We start from the raw sequence: 17,127 nt of genomic DNA on the forward strand, positions 1-17,127 counted from the left end.
CGTTCCCGTTGAGGAGATGTGGCGTTCAGGTACTGGTTGCCGCCGGTGGCCGCATGGTTGCCGGGCAGGTGCGACGGGCGGTCAGGTCAGTACGCGACAGGCCATCCGCTGCGCCAGTCGAGGAGGTTGACGCCGAGCTTCGGGGCCCCGTTGTCCTGACCGTCGTAGTAGTGGTAGACGAGCAGGTCGCCGTCGGAGTCGGCGAGCACCGACTGCCCGCCGGGCCCGATGTAGCGGCCGTGCGACTCCAGTACCGCCGTCCCGCCGTTGCTGAGCATGTTCACGCCGTTGCGGTCGTAGAACGGCCCCGTCACGCTCGTGGCGCGGCCCACCTTGACCTTGTACGTGGAGCTCGTGCCCGCACAGCAGGTGTCGTACGAGGCGAACAGGTAGTAGTAGCCGTTCCGCTTCACCACGGTCGGCGCCTCCACCGCCTTGGTCCCGGTGGGGCGGGAGGCCAGCGAGCGGCGTGCGCTGTCACCGGCGTACTGCTTGCCGGTGGACGGGTCGATGCGGATCATCTTGATCCCGGTCCACCAGGAGCCGAAGGACAGCCACCACTTGCCGTCGTCGTCCACGAAGAGGTTGGGGTCGATGGCGTTGTAGTCGCTCGACGAGCTCGACGTGTACACCGTTCCGTAGTCGGTCCAGCTGCCCGGCTGCCCGGTGGTGGAGCCGGCCAGTCCGATGGCCGAGGTGTTCGACCCGAAGGACGAAACCGCGTAGTACATCAGGTACTTGCCGCCATGGAACGAGATGTCCGGCGCCCATGGGTCGGAGGCCGAGGAGTAGTTCTTCCACCAGCTCGGCGGTGTGCTGAACGCCGATCCGGAACGGCCGAAGGCGGTGCGGTCCGTGGAGGTGCGCAGCTGGAGGTTGTCGCCGGTCGAGTAGAGCAGGTACTGCCCCGAGGACGTCCGGACCATCGAGGGGTCGTGGACGACGACGTCCCCCGTGACAGTGCCGGGGTTGGGGTACGCGGACGCGCTGCCCGGCACGAGGGCCAGGAGAAGTGCGGCGGGGAGGACCGCGAGGGTCCTTCGGAGGGTGGTGCGGCTCATGAGGGGACCTCCTGTGTTCGGTTACGGGAGGAGCGTGGGCTCGTACAGCAGTCGCCGCCAAAGGAAGTCCGGTTGTCACGAGGGTGCCGCTATTTCAGGAAATCCCATGACTCCGGTACGCCAGGGCATTCCGTTCGACATATCGAATACTGCTCGCACCTTCGAACGGACCGTAGAGTCGAACAGCTCTTGCGTCAACGGATCGCGCACGCCCGCGCAGAATCCGGGATCGCCGCGGATGCGGGGAGCGCGATGGCCATGCCCCTGGCGCCGACGGTCACCATGAGGTAGCAGCTCACCAGGGATCCCTACGGGCGCGGGGAGAACACGCGCCCGTAGGGAGAACGTCGTTCGGACGACTTCAGGCACCCAGCAGAACGGGGAAGGCCTCCATGTCGTTCTGCGTCATCACGGGCAGCTTGCGGATGTCCGCGTCCGGCACCGCGAGCCGCAGCTCCGGGAAGCGGCCGAAGAGGGCCGGCAGGGCGATCCCCGCCTCGACGCGGGAGAGCGCCGCGCCGGGGCAGATGTGCGGACCGTGACCGAAGGTCATGTGCCGGATGGGGGTGGGGCGGGTGATGTCGAAGGCCTCGGCGTCGGGGCCGTGCTGCTCGGGGTCGCGGCCGATCACCCGGTAGGAGATGACGACGCCCTCGCCCTTGGCGATGACACCGTCACCGACCTGGATGTCCTCGGTGGCGAACCGCATCAGCAAGTGGGTGGTCGGGGTGTCCCACCGCAGGGTCTCCTCGATCACGGTCTCCCAGGAGACCTCTCCGTCGAGGACCATCCGCAACTGGTCGGGGTGGGCCAGCAGGGCGCGTACGGCGTTGAGAATGAGCCCGATCGTGGTCTCGTGCCCGGCGGCGACCATCGCCTTGAGGTTGCCGACCACCTCTTCCTCGGTCAGCGGCTCGCCGCCCTCGTCGGCGAGGATGAGCGCGGAGGTCAGGTCGTCGGTCGGCTGCGCGGTCTTCTCGCGTACGAGCCCGGCGTAGAAGACGTCCAGGTCGGCGAGGAGGGCCAGGCGTTCGTCCTGCGGGGTGAGCATCGAGAAGAAGGCCTTGTACTGGCGGGTCAGCATGGCGTTCGCAGCGGGGTCGACCCCCATCAGCATGCCGACGACCCGCATGGGCAGCGGCTGCGCGAACACGGATTTGAGGTCGACGACGGCCCCGTCCCTGCCGCCCTCGGCGAGCGCGTCCAGCAGTTCCTCGGTGAACTTCTCGATGTCGGGGCGTATCGCCTCCAGCCTGCGCGGCGTGAGCGCCTGGGAGGTCTTGGTCCGCAGCCGGCGGTGCTCGTCTCCGTCGACGGTGAACATGGACCGGCCGGCGTCGATCATCCCGATGAGCGGCCACGCGTGCGTCACCTCGCCGCTCTGCCACAGGCTCCAGGCGTCGATGTCCTTCACCAGGCGTGGATCGAGGAGGAGTTGGCGTGCGTCTGCGTGCCGGGTGAGCGCCCAGGCCGGTACGCCGAGCAGCTCGATCCGGGCCAGCGGTCCGGCGTCGCGCAGCCGCGCCGTCTCACCGTCCAGGTCCTGGACCATCGGGTCGATGACGACGGTGCCGCTGTCCTGGGCTGCTGCCTGGGCGGCGGCGTGGGGGCAGTTCACGAGAAGTCTCCTGTCGTACGAACGGGGGTGAACCGAACAGGGAGCGAGGTCGAGCCTCGCAGGAACGCGGAGGGCCGTCGTACGAGATCGGCGACGGGGACGCCGAGCCGGAGATCGGGCAGCCGGTCGAGCAGGACCTCGATGCCGGTACGGGCGATGACTTCGGCGATCTCCTGGGCGGGGAACGGGCACCGGTACTCGCCGTGACTGAAGGCGAGATGGGCGCCGTTGCCGCCCTGCCCGGATGGTCCGGCGCCTGACATGCTCTGGCGGACCAGCGGATCGGTGTTGGCGGCGCCGAGCCCCAGCAGCAGCATGTCCCCGGCCTTGATCCGCTGCCCGCCGAGCTGGGTGTCCCGTACGGCCCAGCGTCCGGCGAGGATCTGGGTGGGTGTGTCCTCCCAGAGCACCTCGTTCATGGCCTCGCCGATGCTGCGCCGGCCGCCGGCCATGGAGTCGGCGAACATGTCCTCGGTGAGCATCAGCCGCACGGAGTTGCTGATCCAGTCGGCGGTGGTGAGGTGCCCGGCGGCCGTGATGGCCATGAGGTCGAGCATGTACTCCTCGTCGGTGAACGCCTCGGGGAACGCGAGCATGCGGGAGGTCACGTCGTCCCCGGGTGCGGCCCGCTTCGCGGCCACCAGCCGGGCCATGTGTTCCCCGAACCGCAGATGGGCGCTCTGCGCGTCCGGCCCGCCGTCGGCGAGGTCCTTCAACACCCGGGCGATGTCGGCGCCTTCGGCGTCGGGGAAGCCGACCAGGCGGGCGAGGACGAGGACGGGAAGGGGCTCGCAGAAGTCGGCGACAAGGTCGGCGGTGCCGCGGCTGCACACGTCGTCGATGAGCCGGTCGGCCAACTGCTCGCAGTGGCTGCGGATCTGGTGCGGATCGGCTCCTTCGAGGGCCGGCCCGACCATCCGGACGTGGCGCCGGTGCTCCTCCCCCGCGCTGAAGTAGATCGACGGCATGGGGCGCCCCACCATGGGCAGCAGCGGCCAGTCGTCGGGAATGTGCGGCCACTGGTTCCACAGGCCGACATCGCGCGGGAACAGTTCGCCGTCGCTGGTGACTTGATGGAGCTCGCGGTACCCGACGACCAGCCAGGCGGGGAACCCGCCCGGAAGTTCCACGGGGACGACGGGCCCGTGATCACGCCGCATGGTGCGGTAGACGGCCTGGGGTTCGGCCTGGAACCCGGGCCCGTCAAGTGGCACGGCCCCGGCGTGAGCAGGACAGCCCGGAGGCGGAGGAGAAGGAGGGGACGTCGGCGCGGGCTCGGCGGAAGAAGGGCGCGTCATGAGTCCTGACTCCTGTGGCGACAACTGCAAGCGTCACGATCATGCGATCAACGCATGGCCACTATAAGGATTTTATGTGACGCCGGAACTGTCAACGGCGGTCAATCCCACACCCTGAACGGAACAACGGGACGACATCTCACCACAATTGACGATCATCGCGATGTACCGCCCCGCGCAGGGCCGCTCTCGCACGCATCCCCGCCCCGGACGGAACCTCCCTCGCACAGATCTCCGCCCTGGAGAGCGACGTTGACCAGCCCGGCATCCCTCTCGCCGCCATCTCCGCCTTCGCCCTCCACCAGCTTCAGCGCATGCCAGCGCGCCAGCCAGTACACCCGTCCGCGGTGATCGGCGAGGGACTCCCGCAGCGCGCCAGGGGCATGCGTCCAGACCGCTGGAAGGTCACCCGCGTAATCGAAGGCGGGACGCAGTTCGACCCAGCCGTCGTCGCCGACGTCACCGGAGGTGAGCAGGACCTCGACGGCCTGCCCCGGCTCCTGCCGGCACTTCTTGGCGTGGATCCAGTGCACGCGGTGGCCCGCGGCAAAGCGGGAGCAGTCGTCGCTCCGCACGGAGTCGTTCTGAGCGAGATGACGCAGCATGGTGAGGTTCGCCTTCCGGGATGAGGACCCCGAGTGCCCTGCACCGCGGTCCGCTGTTCCCCGTACCCTGCGCACGGGGCAGGTCGTCACCCGGAGCACCCGCAGCGGAGCGGGGTGCCGTCCAGCAAGCCGGGGCTGTGCGCTGGAACTCATGACCCACCCACGACTCTAACCCACGCAAACGGCACGGCCCGACGGGTGGTCAGGAGTGCGCGGCGCCCGGCAACGGGCACCACGCAACCCCGGACCACCCGCCGGGACGAGGTCGCTCACCCGGTGACGAGACCCGGGTCGCTCGAACCGGCCCGGCCGGTCTCGACGTGTCCGGCGAAGCGCCGCAGGAAGGTGGCGTCCACGTCGGAGACGACGGTGATGTCGTACCAGTTCTTGCTCCCCCGCAGGTCAAGCTCGTGCTTCACGGTCGCGCCCGCACGGACCGCGAAGGTCTGCACCCCTCCCCCGTACCCGACGGCACTGCGTACGGTCAGACGCACGGTCGCCGAACCACCGTTGACGAAGGTCAGCTGAAGCCCACCGGTGGCGGCATCATGACGGGCGGTCACCTCCGGGCCCACTGCCTTGCCGTCTGCCCGGAAGGTGCGCAGGAATCCGTTGGGACCGTGGACGGTGAGGTCGGTCACGCCCTTGGAGTAGGCGGTGTTCCAGCTGTCCGACAGCGACTTGCCGGCCTCGGTGGTGTACGTCCAGGGCCCATCGGTGCGGTTCGCCGAGGTCACCAGGAACTGTGCCCCGGCGGCGGCGCCGCCGCTGAAGGTGAGGCGGTACTTGCCGGTGGCCGTATCGGCGGCACCGTCGACGACGGGCGCGTAGCGCAGCGGCCGGGTGGGCCGGGCCCCCTTCTCCTGCTTGGGCACGCTGCCGGTGGCGGGCGGCGCGGGGACGTAGTCGGGGTGCCGGAGGCGGTCCGGAGGCTCGTACGCATCGGTCGACGGAAGCGGGACGTCCGAGGTGTCCGTACGGCGGAAGTCGAAGGCTGAGGTGAGATCACCGCAGATGGCGCGCCGCCAGGGCGAGATGTTGGGCTCGTGCACACCGAAGCGCTGCTCCATGAAGCGGATCACGGAGGTGTGGTCGAAGACCTCGGAACACGCGAACCCGCCCGTGCTCCACGGGGAGACGACCAGCATGGGCACGCGCTGACCGAGCCCGTACGGTCCGGCGGCGTACCGGATGTCACCGGGGAAGTAGTCGGCGGAGGTGTCCACGGTGGACAGTCCCTGCGCGGCCCCCGACGGCACGAAGGGCGGCACGACATGGTCGAAGAAGCCGTCGTTCTCGTCATAGGTGATGAAGAGGGCGGTCCGGCCCCAGACCTCGGGATCGGCGGTCAGGGCGTCCAGCACCTGCGAGATGTACCAGGCACCGTAATTGGCGGGCCAGTTGGGATGCTCGCTGTAGGCCTCCGGAGAGACGATCCACGAAACCTTCGGCAGGGTCCCGGCCCGGACATCGGCCTTCAGATTGTCGAGGAGGCCCCCGCCGTTCTTGATGTCGGTCCCGGTGCGGGCCTTGTCGTGGAGCGGATCACCGGGCGCGGCATCGCGGTAACTGTTGAAGTAGAGCAGCGAGTTGTCACCGTACGTACCCCGATAGGCGTCGTCGATCCATCCCCAGGACCCGGCGGCGTCGAGACCGTCACCGATGTCCTGGTAGACCTTCCACGACACCCCGGCCTGCTCCAGCCGCTCGGGGTAGGTGGTCCAGCCGTACCCCGCCTCGTCGTTGCCGAGCACGGGACCGCCGCCGGTGCGGTCGTTCCCGGTGTATCCGCTCCACAGGTAGTAGCGGTTCGGGTCGGTCGATCCGATGAACGAGCAGTGGTACGCGTCGCAGACGGTGAACGCGTCGGCGAGGGCGTAGTGAAACGGTATGTCCTCGCGTGTGAGGTGAGCCATCGTCGTGGCGGTCTTGGCGGGCACCCACTTGTCGTACGCACCCTTGTTGAACGCCCAGTGCCCGCCGGCCCAGTCGTGGTTCAGGTCCCGGAGGAACTGCATCCCGAGCTCGTCGGCGGGCGGCCGGAACGGCAGCACCTCCCTGCCGAGGAGGTCCTTCTGGTGCCAGACCGGCTTTCCGCTGGGCAGGGTGACCGGCCGAGGGTCGCCGTAGCCGCGGACGCCGTTCATGGTGCCGAAGTAGTGGTCGAAGGAACGGTTCTCCTGCATCAGGACGACGATGTGCTCGACGTCCTGGAGGGAGCCCGTACGCCCGCGCGCGGGCAGGGATGCGGCGCGGGCGATGCTGCTCGACAACGCGGTGTAGGCGGCCGTGCCTCCGGCGAGTTGCAGGAGGCGGCGACGGTTGAGTTCTGCCATGGGTGGGGGCCTCTGCAGGGTGAGGGGATGTGGGGGCGAAAGCGACTGGAGTGTTCCAGAATCGACCGCGCCTACGGAAGACCCGTGCGGTGTGCACGTGATGGCGATCGGCCGAACAGTCGGCAACCGAACGGCTCACGATCCTGCCCTTGCACTCGATCGTGACGGGCAGACCGCCCCGCACACCCGTGGCCGGCCACCGCCCCCTACGCCTTCACTCCCACGCCTCCGAACGCATCCACATCAGCCGCCACCGTCGCGCTGTCGGCATCGGGATGCCATGCGCTGAGCCGTACGAACCCGGGCTCGATCATGCGCAGTCCGTCGAAGAGCGTCGCGATCTCCTGGGGCTCACGGACGTAATACGGCACGGCACCGCTCTCGATGTACGCCTTCTCCGCGGCGATCATGCCCTCGCTGGTCCGCGTGCCGTCGTACACGACAAGGAAACTCCCGGCCGGCAGCCCGGCCATGAGTGCGCGCACCACATCACGCGCACGGGCGAAGTCGCCGGCATGGCCGAGGATGCCGAGCAGCATGAGCGCGACGGGCCGATCGAAGTCGAGGGTCTTCGCCGCCTCGGCCAGGATGGCATCAGGCTGGTAGAGGTCGGCATCGATGTAGTCGGTGACCCCCTCCGGCGCACTGGTGAGCAGAGCCCGCGCATGAGTGAGGACCAGGGGGTCGTTGTCGACGTACACGATGCGCGCGTCCGGGGCGATTGCCTGGGCGACCTGGTGGGTGTTGTCGGCGGTGGGCAGACCCGTCCCGATGTCGAGGAACTGCCTGATGCCGTGTTCCTGCACCAGATGGCTCACCGACCTGCGCAGAAACTGTCGGCCCGCCACTGCTACATCGACGAGCCCGGGGAAGAACGTCTTGATCTGATCGCCGATCTCACGGTCGACCTCGTAGTTGTCCTTCCCACCCACGAAGTAGTTCCAGAAGCGGGCCGAATGTGGGCGCGTGGTATCGATCCGCGCCGATATACCGGCCTGGGAAGGCACTGGGTGCTCGCTCACGAGTGCCTCCTGGCACAAAGGAAGTTGAGGGACGCACTCAACCTATCCGGGGGCATGGCCGACCCTCGTCCCCGCTGCGAACGGCAACTCGGATCAGGCCACTGGCCGCGGGCGAGCCAAGCGAAGGGAATGTCACGAGCTCTCGACGACCACGTCGCCGCCGCCTACCGGCCCAGGGGCTCCAGGAGGAGGTGGGGGTGCCGGTTGTCCTCGCTCCGGAGACCACCGCGGACGAGTTGGCGGTACTGGAAGCCGGCAACTACCGCGTGTTCCACGGCACGGATGCGCTGCGGCGCTGCATCGGTCACCTGCGAGCGGAGCAGACGGCGGCCCGACAGGCGTCCGACCTGGCGTCCCGGGCCCCCAGCACCCGCGCATTGCAGTGCTGGGGGCCGTCACAGAGCTTCGTCCCGTACGACCGGAGATGAAGGACGCCCCGCCGTCACGTCCGAACCGACGTGCGGCGGGGCCTCGGTGGGTGGTGCCCTCACAGCGAGCGCCCACCCGGCAGCACGCCTGGCTGCCGTCGGCTCGACGGCTGTCAAAGCTGTCAGTCGAGCTCGTTGAAGCCGTAACCCGAGCCCTGGGTGGCGAGCTTGATCTGCAGCGTCCGGTAGCCCGGCTCGCCTTCGGCGGCGTACTTGCCCCAGTACTGGCACGTGTATCCGGTATCGGCACCGTACGCGAAGGTCTTCGCGGTGGGGAGCTTGTCGCAAGCGACCTTGCTGGCGTCCGTGCGACCCGACTCGGAACCGTACTGATCGTTGATCAGCTGGTAGACGAGCTTGCCGACCAAAAGGCCCTTCTTGGGCTCCTTGGTGTACGAGATGATGCTGCTGCCGGAGGTGTAGCTGTCGCCGATCTTGACCTCATAGGGAATCTCGGCCCCCTCGTACGTCACCACGCACCGGCTGACCGCACCGGCCTTCTTGGTCACCCCGTCGGCGCACTTGGCACTGGTCTTCCCAGGGACCTTGGCGATGCTGAGCACGTCCTCGCGCAGCGCGTGCTCCACCTTCTGCTCCAGGGGAGCGCCGATCTCGGGGATGGGGGTGACCCTGAGCTTGTCACCACTGTCCCGCATGTATACGTCCGCCTGCGAGCCGGTGATGGCCACGGGCAGAGCCTTCGCAGCGGCGTTCGCGCCATCGCCACCGGCGGTGTCGTCGGAACCGCAACCCGCGCTGAGCAGGGCCACGGCAGTCACGGCGGTCACGCCGGTGACAAATCTGTGAGATCGCATGGGAGGGAGACTAGACGCTGCCACTGACAGGTCCCGACCAGGCCGGCCACGACTTCCGGGCCGCCGGCGCTCCTGAGCGGACGAGCGGTTCTGCCGAGCTCTTGCACGGCGGGGCGGGTCTCTCGTATCCGCGTGATGCTGCCCGTGGCGCGATGACGCACCACCAGCCCCTATTTCAGGCTCCTGGGGCCTACGGCCTCTGCTGGGAGGGTGTGGGCTCGGTGTGGGTGGCGGTCATGTCGAGCAGGAGCATGGCGTCGTGGTCGGGCGTGCCGGGTTCGGCGGTGTAGACGCCGAAGCGGTGGCCGGGGGTGCCTTCGAGGGCCATGCCCTGGAAGTCGAGGGTGAGCTTTCCGACCTGGGGGTGCTGGAAGGTCTTGGTGGTGATCTTGCGGCCGGTGACGTCGTAGCGGTCCCAGAGCTTGGCGAAGTCGGGGCTCTTCAGGAGCAGCTCGCCGACGAGCTGGGTGAGGTCGGGGGCGTCGGGGTCGGTGCCGGCGAGGGCACGCAGGCGGGAGACGCAGTGCCTGATCTGGTTCTCCCAGTCGGGGAAGACCTCGCGGGCGGCGGGGTGGAGGAAGAGGTAGCGGCCGAGGTTGCGCTGGGTGGCGGGCCAGTCCTCGATGCCCGCGTACAGGGCGAGGCCGCCGGGGTTGTGGGCGAGGACGTCCATGCTGCGGCTGACGACGTAGGCCGGGCTCGGGCGCACGGTTTCCAGCAGCAGCTTCAGGTGCGGGCGCACGGTGCGGCTGGGGGCGGGGGCGGCCCGGGGCGCGTAGCGGGCGGCGCGGACGGCGAGGTCGCGCAGATGCTGGTGCTCGGCGTCATCGAGCTGGAGGGCGCGGGCGAGTGCGTCGATCACAGCGGGGCTGGGGCGGGTTTCCTTGCCGCGTTCCATGCGGGTGTAGTAGTCGATGCTGACCCCGGCGAGCGTGGCCAGCTCCTCGCGCCGCAGTCCCGGAGTGCGGCGGACGCCGGGACCGGGGGTGAGGCCGGCGGACCGGGGGCTGGTCTGGGTGCGGCGAGCGCGCAGGAAGCGCGCCAGCTCCTCGCCGCTGCTGTGCTGCTCAGGTGCCATACCACCAGTGTCTCTCCGCCTGCGGTGTGACATGCGCGCCGAGGGGGGCCCTGTCACACCCCCGCTGGCCACCCCCTGGAACATCCCGGCCTGCCTGCGGCGGCCGTAAGGAGGCACGGTTGATGGTGTTGCACCGTGTCCGGGTGTCCCCCGCCCCGTATCCCGGTGGCCCGGCCCCGTTCCGATGGCGTGCCCCTGGCGTGCGGGGAACGGTGGACGTGGTGCACGGCGACACGGCTGGTCAGGGGCCCGCCACCCGGCCTTGTACAGCGGAAGGGACTGACGATGACGGACTGGAACGGCACGGATCTGGAAAAGATCGCCGCGGCCGAGGAACTGGACCTGGCATCCGAACGGGCTAACGGCACCCTGCGCGACCCGGTGACGATGTGGGTGGTCCGCTCCGGCGCCCAGCTGTACGTCCGCTCGGTCAAGGGCACCGACGGTCCCTGGTACCGGGGCACGCAGTCCCGCCACCAGGGCCGCGTCCAAGCCGCCGGCGTCCACCGGAACGTCACCTTCCACCCGGCCGACGCCGGCGAGTACCCGGGAGTGGATGCCGCCTACCGGGAGAAGTACGGGCACTGCACGAGCATCGTCGAGCACGTCCTGACCGACCGGTCCCGCGCCTCCACCCTGCGCCTCGAACCACGCTGACCGGCCCGGAGACCGCCGGCATCCCCTTCTGGCTCACAGAGCTACCGCAGAGTAACGAAAGGCAAGATTCATGCGTGCCACCTTCATGTACGGCCCCGGTGACGTCCGTGTCGAGAACGTCCCGGACCCGCAGATCATCGACCCGACGGACGCGATCGTCCGCATCACCCTTGCCTGTGTCTGCGGCTCCGACCTGCATCCGTATCACTCCATGGAAAAGACCGACCAGGGTGCGCCGATGGGCCACGAGTTCCTCGGCGTTGTGGAGGAGACCGGCTCCGAGGTCCGCGGTCTCAAGCGCGGTGACTTCGTCGTCTCCCCGTTCGCGTTCGCCGACAACACCTGTCCGATCTGCCGCGACGGCTTCCACACCGCCTGCCCGCACGGCGGCTGGTACGGCGCCGGAAGCGTCGGCGGAGCGCAGGCCGAGGCCATCCGCGTCCCCCAGGCCGACGGCACCCTGGTCAAGATCCCCACGGACGTCGACCCGGCCCTCCTGCCCTCACTGCTCGCCCTCAGCGACGTCTACCTCACCGGCTACCACGCCGCCCACATGGGCCGCGTCGAGGCCGGCAGGGCCGTCACGGTGATCGGCGACGGCGCGGTGGGCCTGTCCGCCGTGCTGGCTTCGCGCCGGATGGGCGCGGAGAAGATCATCCTCATGGGACGCCACACCTCTCGCACCGACCTCGGCAAGGAGTGGGGCGCCACCGACGTCGTGGCCGAGCGCGGCGAGGAAGGCATCGCCAAGGTGTTGGACCTGACCGGGGGCGAGGGCTCCCACATCGTCCTGGAGGCCGTCGGCCTGATGCCCGCCTACGAGCAGGCGTACGGCGTCGTGCGCCCCGGCGGGATCATCTCCCGCGTCGGCGTCCCCCAGTACGAGGAGGCGCCGGTCGGCTTCGGTTCGCTGTTCGGAAAGAACGCCGGCCTGACCGGCGGGCCCGCCCCGGTGCGCGCCTACCTGGAGCCCGCGATCGCCGACGTGCTCGCCGGCCGGATCGCCCCGGGCCGGGTGTTCGACGCCGAGGTCTCCCTGGACCGGGTTGCCGACGCCTACAAGGCCATGGACGACCGCACCAACCTCAAGGTCGTGGTCCGCCCGTGACCGCCAGCGGCCCTGCCGCACCTGCGCGCCCACGGCCATCGGTCCACACCCTCGGACCCTCTCATCCCCCCGAACGACAAGGAGTCCCCATGCAGACCGTCACCCTGAACAACGGCGTCGAGATGCCGATCCTCGGCTACGGCGTCTACCAGATCCCGCCGGACCGGACCGAGCAGGCCGTCACCGACGCCCTGACGGCCGGCTACCGGCTCCTGGACACCGCGGCCGCCTACGGCAACGAAGAAGCTGTCGGCCGCGCCATCAGGAACAGCGGGATCCTGCGCGAGGAACTGTTCGTCACCACGAAGCTGTGGGTCCAGGACGCTCCGGCCCAGGACAACACCCGCCGCGCGCTGGAGACGTCCCTGTCCAAGTTGGGCCTGGACCACGTCGACCTGTACCTGATGCACCAGCCCTACGGTGACGTGTACGGGCAGTGGCGCGCGATGGAGACGGCCAACAGGGAGGGTCTGGCCAAGGCGATCGGCGTCGCGAACTTCTTCCCCGACCGGCTCCTGGACCTGATCCTCAACAACGAGATCGCCCCGGCGGTCAACCAGATCGAGACCCATCCGTTCTTCCAGCGCACCGCCGATCAGGCGCTGATGCGCGAGCACGGGGTCCAGCACCAGTCCTGGGGCGGCTTCGCCGAAGGCAAGAACGACCTGTTCACCCACCCCGTCCTGAGCGAGATCGGCAAGGCGCACGACAAGTCCGCGGCCCAGGTCGTGCTCCGCTGGCTGATCCAGCGGGACATCGTCACCATCCCCAAGTCGGTCAGCCCCGACCGGATGGCGCAGAACTTCGACGTCTTCGACTTCGCACTCACCGACCAGCAGATGGCCCGGATCGCCGGCCTCGACACGGGCACGACGCTGTTCTTCGACCACCACGACCCCGAGATGGTCGCCTGGCTCAGCAAACGCCGCCTCGACAACTGAACACCGGACCTGCCGCAGCACCCGCACCCACCGTTGGTCGAAGCGGACCACCGCGGGGGGACGCCGCCGCGCCCGCAATCGAGAGTTCAGTCCGACAGGAGGAGCACGAAGCCATGAAGCACATCAAGCTGGGTGACCTGGAGGTGTCCCGGATCGGACTGGGGGCGATGGGCATGTCCCACGGCCTCACCGGTGCCGGAAGCGACGACGCGGAATCCATCCGCACCATCCACCGCGCCCTCGACCTCGGCGTCACCCTCATCGACACCGCCGAGATCTACGGCCCCTACATCAACGAAGACCTCGTCGGACAGGCGCTCAAGGGCGGCCGCGACCAGGTGGTGCTGGCCACCAAATTCGGCATGATCGACCACGGCGGCGGCGGTGCCTGGAACCTCAACTCCAGCCCCGCCAACATCCGCACCTCCGTCGAAGGGTCACTGAAGCGGCTGGGGACCGACCGCATCGACCTGTACTACCAGCACCGCGTCGATCCGGGCACTCCCATCGAGGAGACCGCCGGCGCCGTCGCCGAACTGATCGCCGAGGGCAAGGTGCTCCACTTCGGGCTGTCCGAGGCCGGCCCGGACACCATTCGCCGCGCCCACGCCGTCCACCCCGTCGCCGCGGTGCAGTCCGAGTACTCGCTGTGGACCCGCGGCATCGAGGACCGCGTCCTGCCCGTCCTGCGGGAACTGGGTATCGGCCTGGTGCCGTTCGCCCCGCTCGGGCACGGCTTTCTCACCGGCACTGTCCGCAAGGAGAGCGACTTCGAGGAGGGCGACTTCCGGCGCGGCAACCCGCGCTTCACGGGTGAGAACTTCCGGCGGAACCTCGCCCTCGCCGACGAAGTCCAGGCCATCGCCGCCGAGGTCGGCGCCACACCGGCCCAGGTCGCCATCGCCTGGCTCCTCGCCCAGGGCGACGACATCGCCCCCATCCCCGGCACCAAGCGCGTCGCCCGCGTCGAGGAGAACACCGCCGCCGACAGCCTCCGGCTCAGCCCCGGGGTGCTGGCCAAGCTCTCCAGCCTTCCCCCGGCCGCCGGTGACACCCACACCGAATCCGGTCTGGCCATGCTGGAACGCTGACCCGTCCGACTTCTCCCTCACCCGCCGCCCACACGAAAGCAAGGAGCATCCCGTGGAGTTCGTCAAGCCGCAGCCCACCGGCAAAGGCCCGGAGAACTGGTTCCGCGGAGACGTCTGGTTCGACGTCATCCACGCCGGCAAGGAACCCTCCCGCCTGCGCGCCAACATGGTGCGCTTCGCTCCCGGCGCCCGCACCGCCTGGCACCACCACGCGGTGGGCCAGACTCTGCACGTCGTCGCCGGCATCGCCCTGGTCGGTACCCGCGACGGGGTCGTCTTCGAGGCCCACCCGGGCGACACGGTGACCTGCCCGCCCGGCGAGGAACACTGGCACGGGGCCGCCGCGGAGAACTTCATGCAGCACCTCGCCCTGTGGGACGGCACCGCCCCCGAAGACGAAGAGCCCGAGACCACCTGGCTCGAGCACATCACCGACGACCAGTACAACGCCCCGCGTACTCGCGCCCGCTGACGCTCGCTCACGAAAGGAGCGCAGTTCACGGCCGAGACGATGACTGCCCTGTTCGGCGGGCTCTCCCTCCGAGCGCCGGGGTCCACCTCCACCCTCCCCTGGGGGATAACCCCCAGAAAGGTCGGGGAGAAACCGGGTCGTGCGGAGGACGCCGGGTCCGTAGGTTCTGGAGTGGAATAGGCACACCGCTTCACACAGCCTTCGGAGGCCCACTCGTGACCGCCCCTTCGCTCCAGCCGACGCGCACGCTTCACCCGGCCCTGGCGGCCTTCGTGCGCTTTGTGATCTGCGGTGGCGGGGTCGGGGTTGCCTCCAGCGGTGTTCTCGTCCTCCTCCATGGCCGGATGCCGCTGGTCGTCGCCAATGCTCTGGTCACCGTCGTGTCCACCGTGATCGCGACCGAGCTGCACAGTCGGGTCTCGTTCCGCAGTGACCGCAGGGGGTGGGGTGTCCACCTCCAGTCCGGGCTGACCGTCGCCGTGAGCTACGCCTTCACGACGGGTGCCCTGTTCTGCCTGTACGCGGTTCAGTCCGAGCCTTCGGCGCTCGTTCAGCAGAGCGTCTACCTCTCGGCGTCGGCGATCGCCGGCGCCGGGCGGTTCGCGTTGCTGCGGGTGGTCGTCTTCGGGGAGCGCAAGGTGGACGGGACGCCGCGTGAGGCGTCGCTCGGCAAGGCGGCCGTGGCCATGGCCGCCTGACTGCGGTTCCCCGCGGCTCGGTCGTCAGCCCCGCCCCATTGGCTATCGTGACGGGTCGGCCGGGCAGCTGCGCGGCCCGTGAGTCGAGCGGGGGCGCAAGTGGCACAGGGGCTGGACGGGTGGGTGCGGGTGCCCGTCGGGGGCGACGCGGCACGGTGGGCCACACGTGGGGCGTGCCTGCGGGTCCTGGTCGTCGTCCACAATGTCACCGCCGCCACACGCCTCCTCGATGTGTTGCCGCTCTTCGACGACGATCTGCGGATCCAGCTCCTCGCCACCTGCCCGGGCTCCTCGGCGTTCTCCGCGGGCACGGCCGAGCTGCTCGCCGAAACCGGCGTGCCGGTCCTGCCGTGGGAGCAGGCTGCGGCGACGCCGGTCGACCTGGTCGTCTCCGCCAGCTTCGGCGGCCAACTCGATGTCTTTCGCGGAAAGTTGGCCATCCTCTCGCACGGCGTTGGTTACACTAAAAGGCTGGCGACACCGGACACCGGACACCGGACACCGGATCGGGGTCGGGGTCGAGGGCCTCAGCCGCACCCGCAGTGCCCGTCTTCGGGAACGCGCCCCAGTGGGTCCTGTCCGACGACGGTGTGCCCCTCGCCGACGCCCTCGTCCTGTCCCATCCCGAGCAGGTCGACCGGCTGCGTGCCGCGTGCCCCGAAGCCGCGCCGACCGCTGTCCTTGCCGGTGATCCCTGCTTCGACCGGATGCTCGCCGCCCGCCCCTACCGCGAGCGGTTCCGGCGCGCACTCGGCGTGCGGGCGGGGCAGCGGCTGGTCGTCCTCAGTTCCACCTGGAATCCTGCGTCCCTCTTCGGGGACGGGGGGACGGATGGGGGTTCGGGCGGGGATCCGGGCGCGGGCGATGTGCTGCCCGCCCTGCTGCCCCGGCTCGCGCGGGAGTTCCCCGTGGACGAGTACCGGTTCGCCGCCGTCCTGCATCCCAACATCTGGCACGGGCACGGCCCCGGCCAGGTCCGTGCGTGGCTCGACCGGGCACGGCGTTGCGGGCTGGTGCTGATCGATCCGCTGGAGGGGTGGCGGCAGGCGCTGATCGCCGCCGATGCCGTGATCGGGGACCACGGTTCGGTGACGTACTACGCGGCGGCTCTCGGCACCCCCGTACTGCTGGCGGCCGCCCCGCTGCACGAGCTCGATCCCGATGCGCCGATCTCCGCCTTCATGCGGGAGGCCCCCCGGCTCGATCCCGGTGCGCCGCTGCGCGGGCAGGTCGAGCAGCTCGTGGATCGTCATCGGCCGCTGTCCGGGCCGGCCGAGTTCACCACCTCCGTACCGGGTGAGGCGGCGGTCCGGTTGCGGGCGTTGTTCTACTCGATGATGGGTGCGCCGGAGCCGGAGTGGGCCGCCACCTTGGAGCCGTTGCCGCTGCCGCGGCTTGAGGCGGCCACCGTCACCGCTCCCCTCCACGTGCTCACCCGCGTCGACCGTCCGGGTGAGGTGTCCGTCACCCGGTGGGCCGGCGCCCCTTCCGCCGCCGGGGACGTACACATGGCGGTGCATGAGGACACCCGTGACGTGGATCAGTTGGAACTCGCCGACGTCATCCACCGGGACGGGTTGCCCGACGATCCTCGCTTCGGGTCCCCGTCCATCTGGACGGACGAGGTCCTGCAGCGGTACCCGGGGTGCTCGCTGGCCGCATTCGTCGTCGGACCGGACACCTGCGTGGTCCGCCCGCGGCGGGGTGACCTCCTGCGGTTGGTGGGGGTCGGAGTGGATCCCGGCGCCTGCGTCTCGGCTCTCCATGCGCTGCTGGGGTCTGGAGATGGCGGCGGCGAGGATGTACGTGTGCGGCTCGCGCGGCTGGTGGAGGACGGGTTCCTGGTACACGTCGGGGGCCGGGACGCTCGCGTACGCGTGGCCCCGGCGCAGTGAACAG

Annotated in this window: 16 protein-coding genes and 1 riboswitch; of the genes, 8 read left to right on the forward strand and 8 right to left on the reverse strand. The window is 69.6% G+C overall.

Going from position 1 to position 17,127, the window contains the following annotated elements; genetic code table 11:
* Window positions 1–86: 86 nt before the first annotated feature.
* From OG912_RS01485 to OG912_RS01510, 6 genes are all read right to left on the reverse strand, one after another.
* Window positions 87–1,061 (reverse strand): arabinan endo-1,5-alpha-L-arabinosidase, encoded by a 975-nt coding sequence (locus tag OG912_RS01485; protein WP_327707780.1) that lies wholly within the window; start codon window positions 1,059–1,061, stop codon window positions 87–89.
* Between the two features lie 361 nt (window positions 1,062–1,422).
* Complete coding sequence (locus tag OG912_RS01490; protein ID WP_327707781.1) at window positions 1,423–2,679, reverse strand: cytochrome P450 family protein; 1,257 nt, start codon at window positions 2,677–2,679, stop codon at window positions 1,423–1,425.
* Window positions 2,676–3,977: a cytochrome P450 gene (locus OG912_RS01495; RefSeq protein WP_327707782.1), complete on the reverse strand. Its 1,302-nt coding sequence runs from the start codon at window positions 3,975–3,977 to the stop codon at window positions 2,676–2,678. Before OG912_RS01495 ends, OG912_RS01490 begins: the two co-directional genes overlap by 4 nt.
* 155 nt (window positions 3,978–4,132) lie before the next feature.
* Window positions 4,133–4,582: a hypothetical protein gene (locus OG912_RS01500; RefSeq protein ID WP_327707783.1), complete on the reverse strand. Its 450-nt coding sequence runs from the start codon at window positions 4,580–4,582 to the stop codon at window positions 4,133–4,135.
* 47 nt (window positions 4,583–4,629) lie between these two features.
* A riboswitch (SAM riboswitch) is annotated at window positions 4,630–4,739 on the reverse strand.
* Between the two features lie 112 nt (window positions 4,740–4,851).
* Complete coding sequence (locus tag OG912_RS01505; protein ID WP_327707784.1) at window positions 4,852–6,918, reverse strand: phosphocholine-specific phospholipase C; 2,067 nt, start codon at window positions 6,916–6,918, stop codon at window positions 4,852–4,854.
* Window positions 6,919–7,124: 206 nt separating this feature from the next.
* The gene (locus OG912_RS01510) at window positions 7,125–7,940 is read right to left on the reverse strand and encodes an SAM-dependent methyltransferase (RefSeq protein ID WP_327707785.1); all 816 of its coding nucleotides are present in this window, start codon (window positions 7,938–7,940) and stop codon (window positions 7,125–7,127) included.
* Between the two features lie 197 nt (window positions 7,941–8,137).
* Here OG912_RS01510 and OG912_RS01515 point away from each other — a divergent pair, with 197 nt between their 5' ends.
* Window positions 8,138–8,368, forward strand: coding sequence for a hypothetical protein (locus OG912_RS01515; protein ID WP_327707786.1), 231 nt, complete (start codon window positions 8,138–8,140; stop codon window positions 8,366–8,368).
* A 122-nt stretch (window positions 8,369–8,490) separates the two neighbouring features.
* On the opposite strand, the gene OG912_RS01520 is transcribed toward OG912_RS01515, so the two are convergent.
* Both OG912_RS01520 and OG912_RS01525 read right to left on the reverse strand, forming a co-directional pair.
* On the reverse strand, window positions 8,491–9,183 hold the full coding sequence (locus OG912_RS01520; protein WP_327707787.1) for a hypothetical protein: 693 nt from the start codon (window positions 9,181–9,183) through the stop codon (window positions 8,491–8,493).
* A gap of 190 nt (window positions 9,184–9,373) precedes the next feature.
* Window positions 9,374–10,261: a helix-turn-helix transcriptional regulator gene (locus OG912_RS01525; RefSeq protein WP_327707788.1), complete on the reverse strand. Its 888-nt coding sequence runs from the start codon at window positions 10,259–10,261 to the stop codon at window positions 9,374–9,376.
* 285 nt (window positions 10,262–10,546) lie between these two features.
* Between OG912_RS01525 and OG912_RS01530 the strand changes: the two genes are divergently transcribed.
* The 7 genes from OG912_RS01530 (at window position 10,547) to OG912_RS01560 (ending at window position 17,123) form a co-directional block, all read left to right on the forward strand.
* Window positions 10,547–10,918: a DUF2255 family protein gene (locus OG912_RS01530; protein ID WP_327707789.1), complete on the forward strand. Its 372-nt coding sequence runs from the start codon at window positions 10,547–10,549 to the stop codon at window positions 10,916–10,918.
* Window positions 10,919–10,988: 70 nt separating this feature from the next.
* A complete protein-coding gene (locus OG912_RS01535) occupies window positions 10,989–12,026 on the forward strand; it encodes an alcohol dehydrogenase catalytic domain-containing protein (RefSeq protein ID WP_327707790.1) in 1,038 nt (345 codons plus the stop codon).
* A gap of 89 nt (window positions 12,027–12,115) precedes the next feature.
* Window positions 12,116–12,967, forward strand: coding sequence for an aldo/keto reductase (locus tag OG912_RS01540; protein ID WP_327707791.1), 852 nt, complete (start codon window positions 12,116–12,118; stop codon window positions 12,965–12,967).
* A 113-nt stretch (window positions 12,968–13,080) separates the two neighbouring features.
* On the forward strand, window positions 13,081–14,058 hold the full coding sequence (locus OG912_RS01545; protein WP_327707792.1) for an aldo/keto reductase: 978 nt from the start codon (window positions 13,081–13,083) through the stop codon (window positions 14,056–14,058).
* A gap of 52 nt (window positions 14,059–14,110) precedes the next feature.
* Complete coding sequence (locus tag OG912_RS01550) at window positions 14,111–14,530, forward strand: (R)-mandelonitrile lyase (RefSeq protein WP_327707793.1); 420 nt, start codon at window positions 14,111–14,113, stop codon at window positions 14,528–14,530.
* A 215-nt stretch (window positions 14,531–14,745) separates the two neighbouring features.
* Window positions 14,746–15,228: a GtrA family protein gene (locus OG912_RS01555; RefSeq protein ID WP_327707794.1), complete on the forward strand. Its 483-nt coding sequence runs from the start codon at window positions 14,746–14,748 to the stop codon at window positions 15,226–15,228.
* 542 nt (window positions 15,229–15,770) lie between these two features.
* Complete coding sequence (locus tag OG912_RS01560) at window positions 15,771–17,123, forward strand: hypothetical protein (RefSeq protein WP_327707795.1); 1,353 nt, start codon at window positions 15,771–15,773, stop codon at window positions 17,121–17,123.
* Window positions 17,124–17,127 lie beyond the last annotated feature (4 nt).

The sequence above is a fragment of the Streptomyces sp. NBC_00464 genome (assembly GCF_036013915.1).
GTDB lineage: Bacteria > Actinomycetota > Actinomycetes > Streptomycetales > Streptomycetaceae > Streptomyces.

Coding starts and splice junctions, on each gene's coding strand:
- OG912_RS01485 (WP_327707780.1), bottom strand. CDS start 1,061: ATGAGCCGCACCACCCTCCGAAGGACCCTCGCGGTCCTCCCCGCCGCA.
- OG912_RS01495 (WP_327707782.1), bottom strand. CDS start 3,977: ATGACGCGCCCTTCTTCCGCCGAGCCCGCGCCGACGTCCCCTCCTTCT.
- OG912_RS01500 (WP_327707783.1), bottom strand. CDS start 4,582: ATGCTGCGTCATCTCGCTCAGAACGACTCCGTGCGGAGCGACGACTGC.
- OG912_RS01505 (WP_327707784.1), bottom strand. CDS start 6,918: ATGGCAGAACTCAACCGTCGCCGCCTCCTGCAACTCGCCGGAGGCACG.
- OG912_RS01520 (WP_327707787.1), bottom strand. CDS start 9,183: ATGCGATCTCACAGATTTGTCACCGGCGTGACCGCCGTGACTGCCGTG.
- OG912_RS01525 (WP_327707788.1), bottom strand. CDS start 10,261: ATGGCACCTGAGCAGCACAGCAGCGGCGAGGAGCTGGCGCGCTTCCTG.
- OG912_RS01530 (WP_327707789.1), top strand. CDS start 10,547: ATGACGGACTGGAACGGCACGGATCTGGAAAAGATCGCCGCGGCCGAG.
- OG912_RS01535 (WP_327707790.1), top strand. CDS start 10,989: ATGCGTGCCACCTTCATGTACGGCCCCGGTGACGTCCGTGTCGAGAAC.
- OG912_RS01540 (WP_327707791.1), top strand. CDS start 12,116: ATGCAGACCGTCACCCTGAACAACGGCGTCGAGATGCCGATCCTCGGC.
- OG912_RS01545 (WP_327707792.1), top strand. CDS start 13,081: ATGAAGCACATCAAGCTGGGTGACCTGGAGGTGTCCCGGATCGGACTG.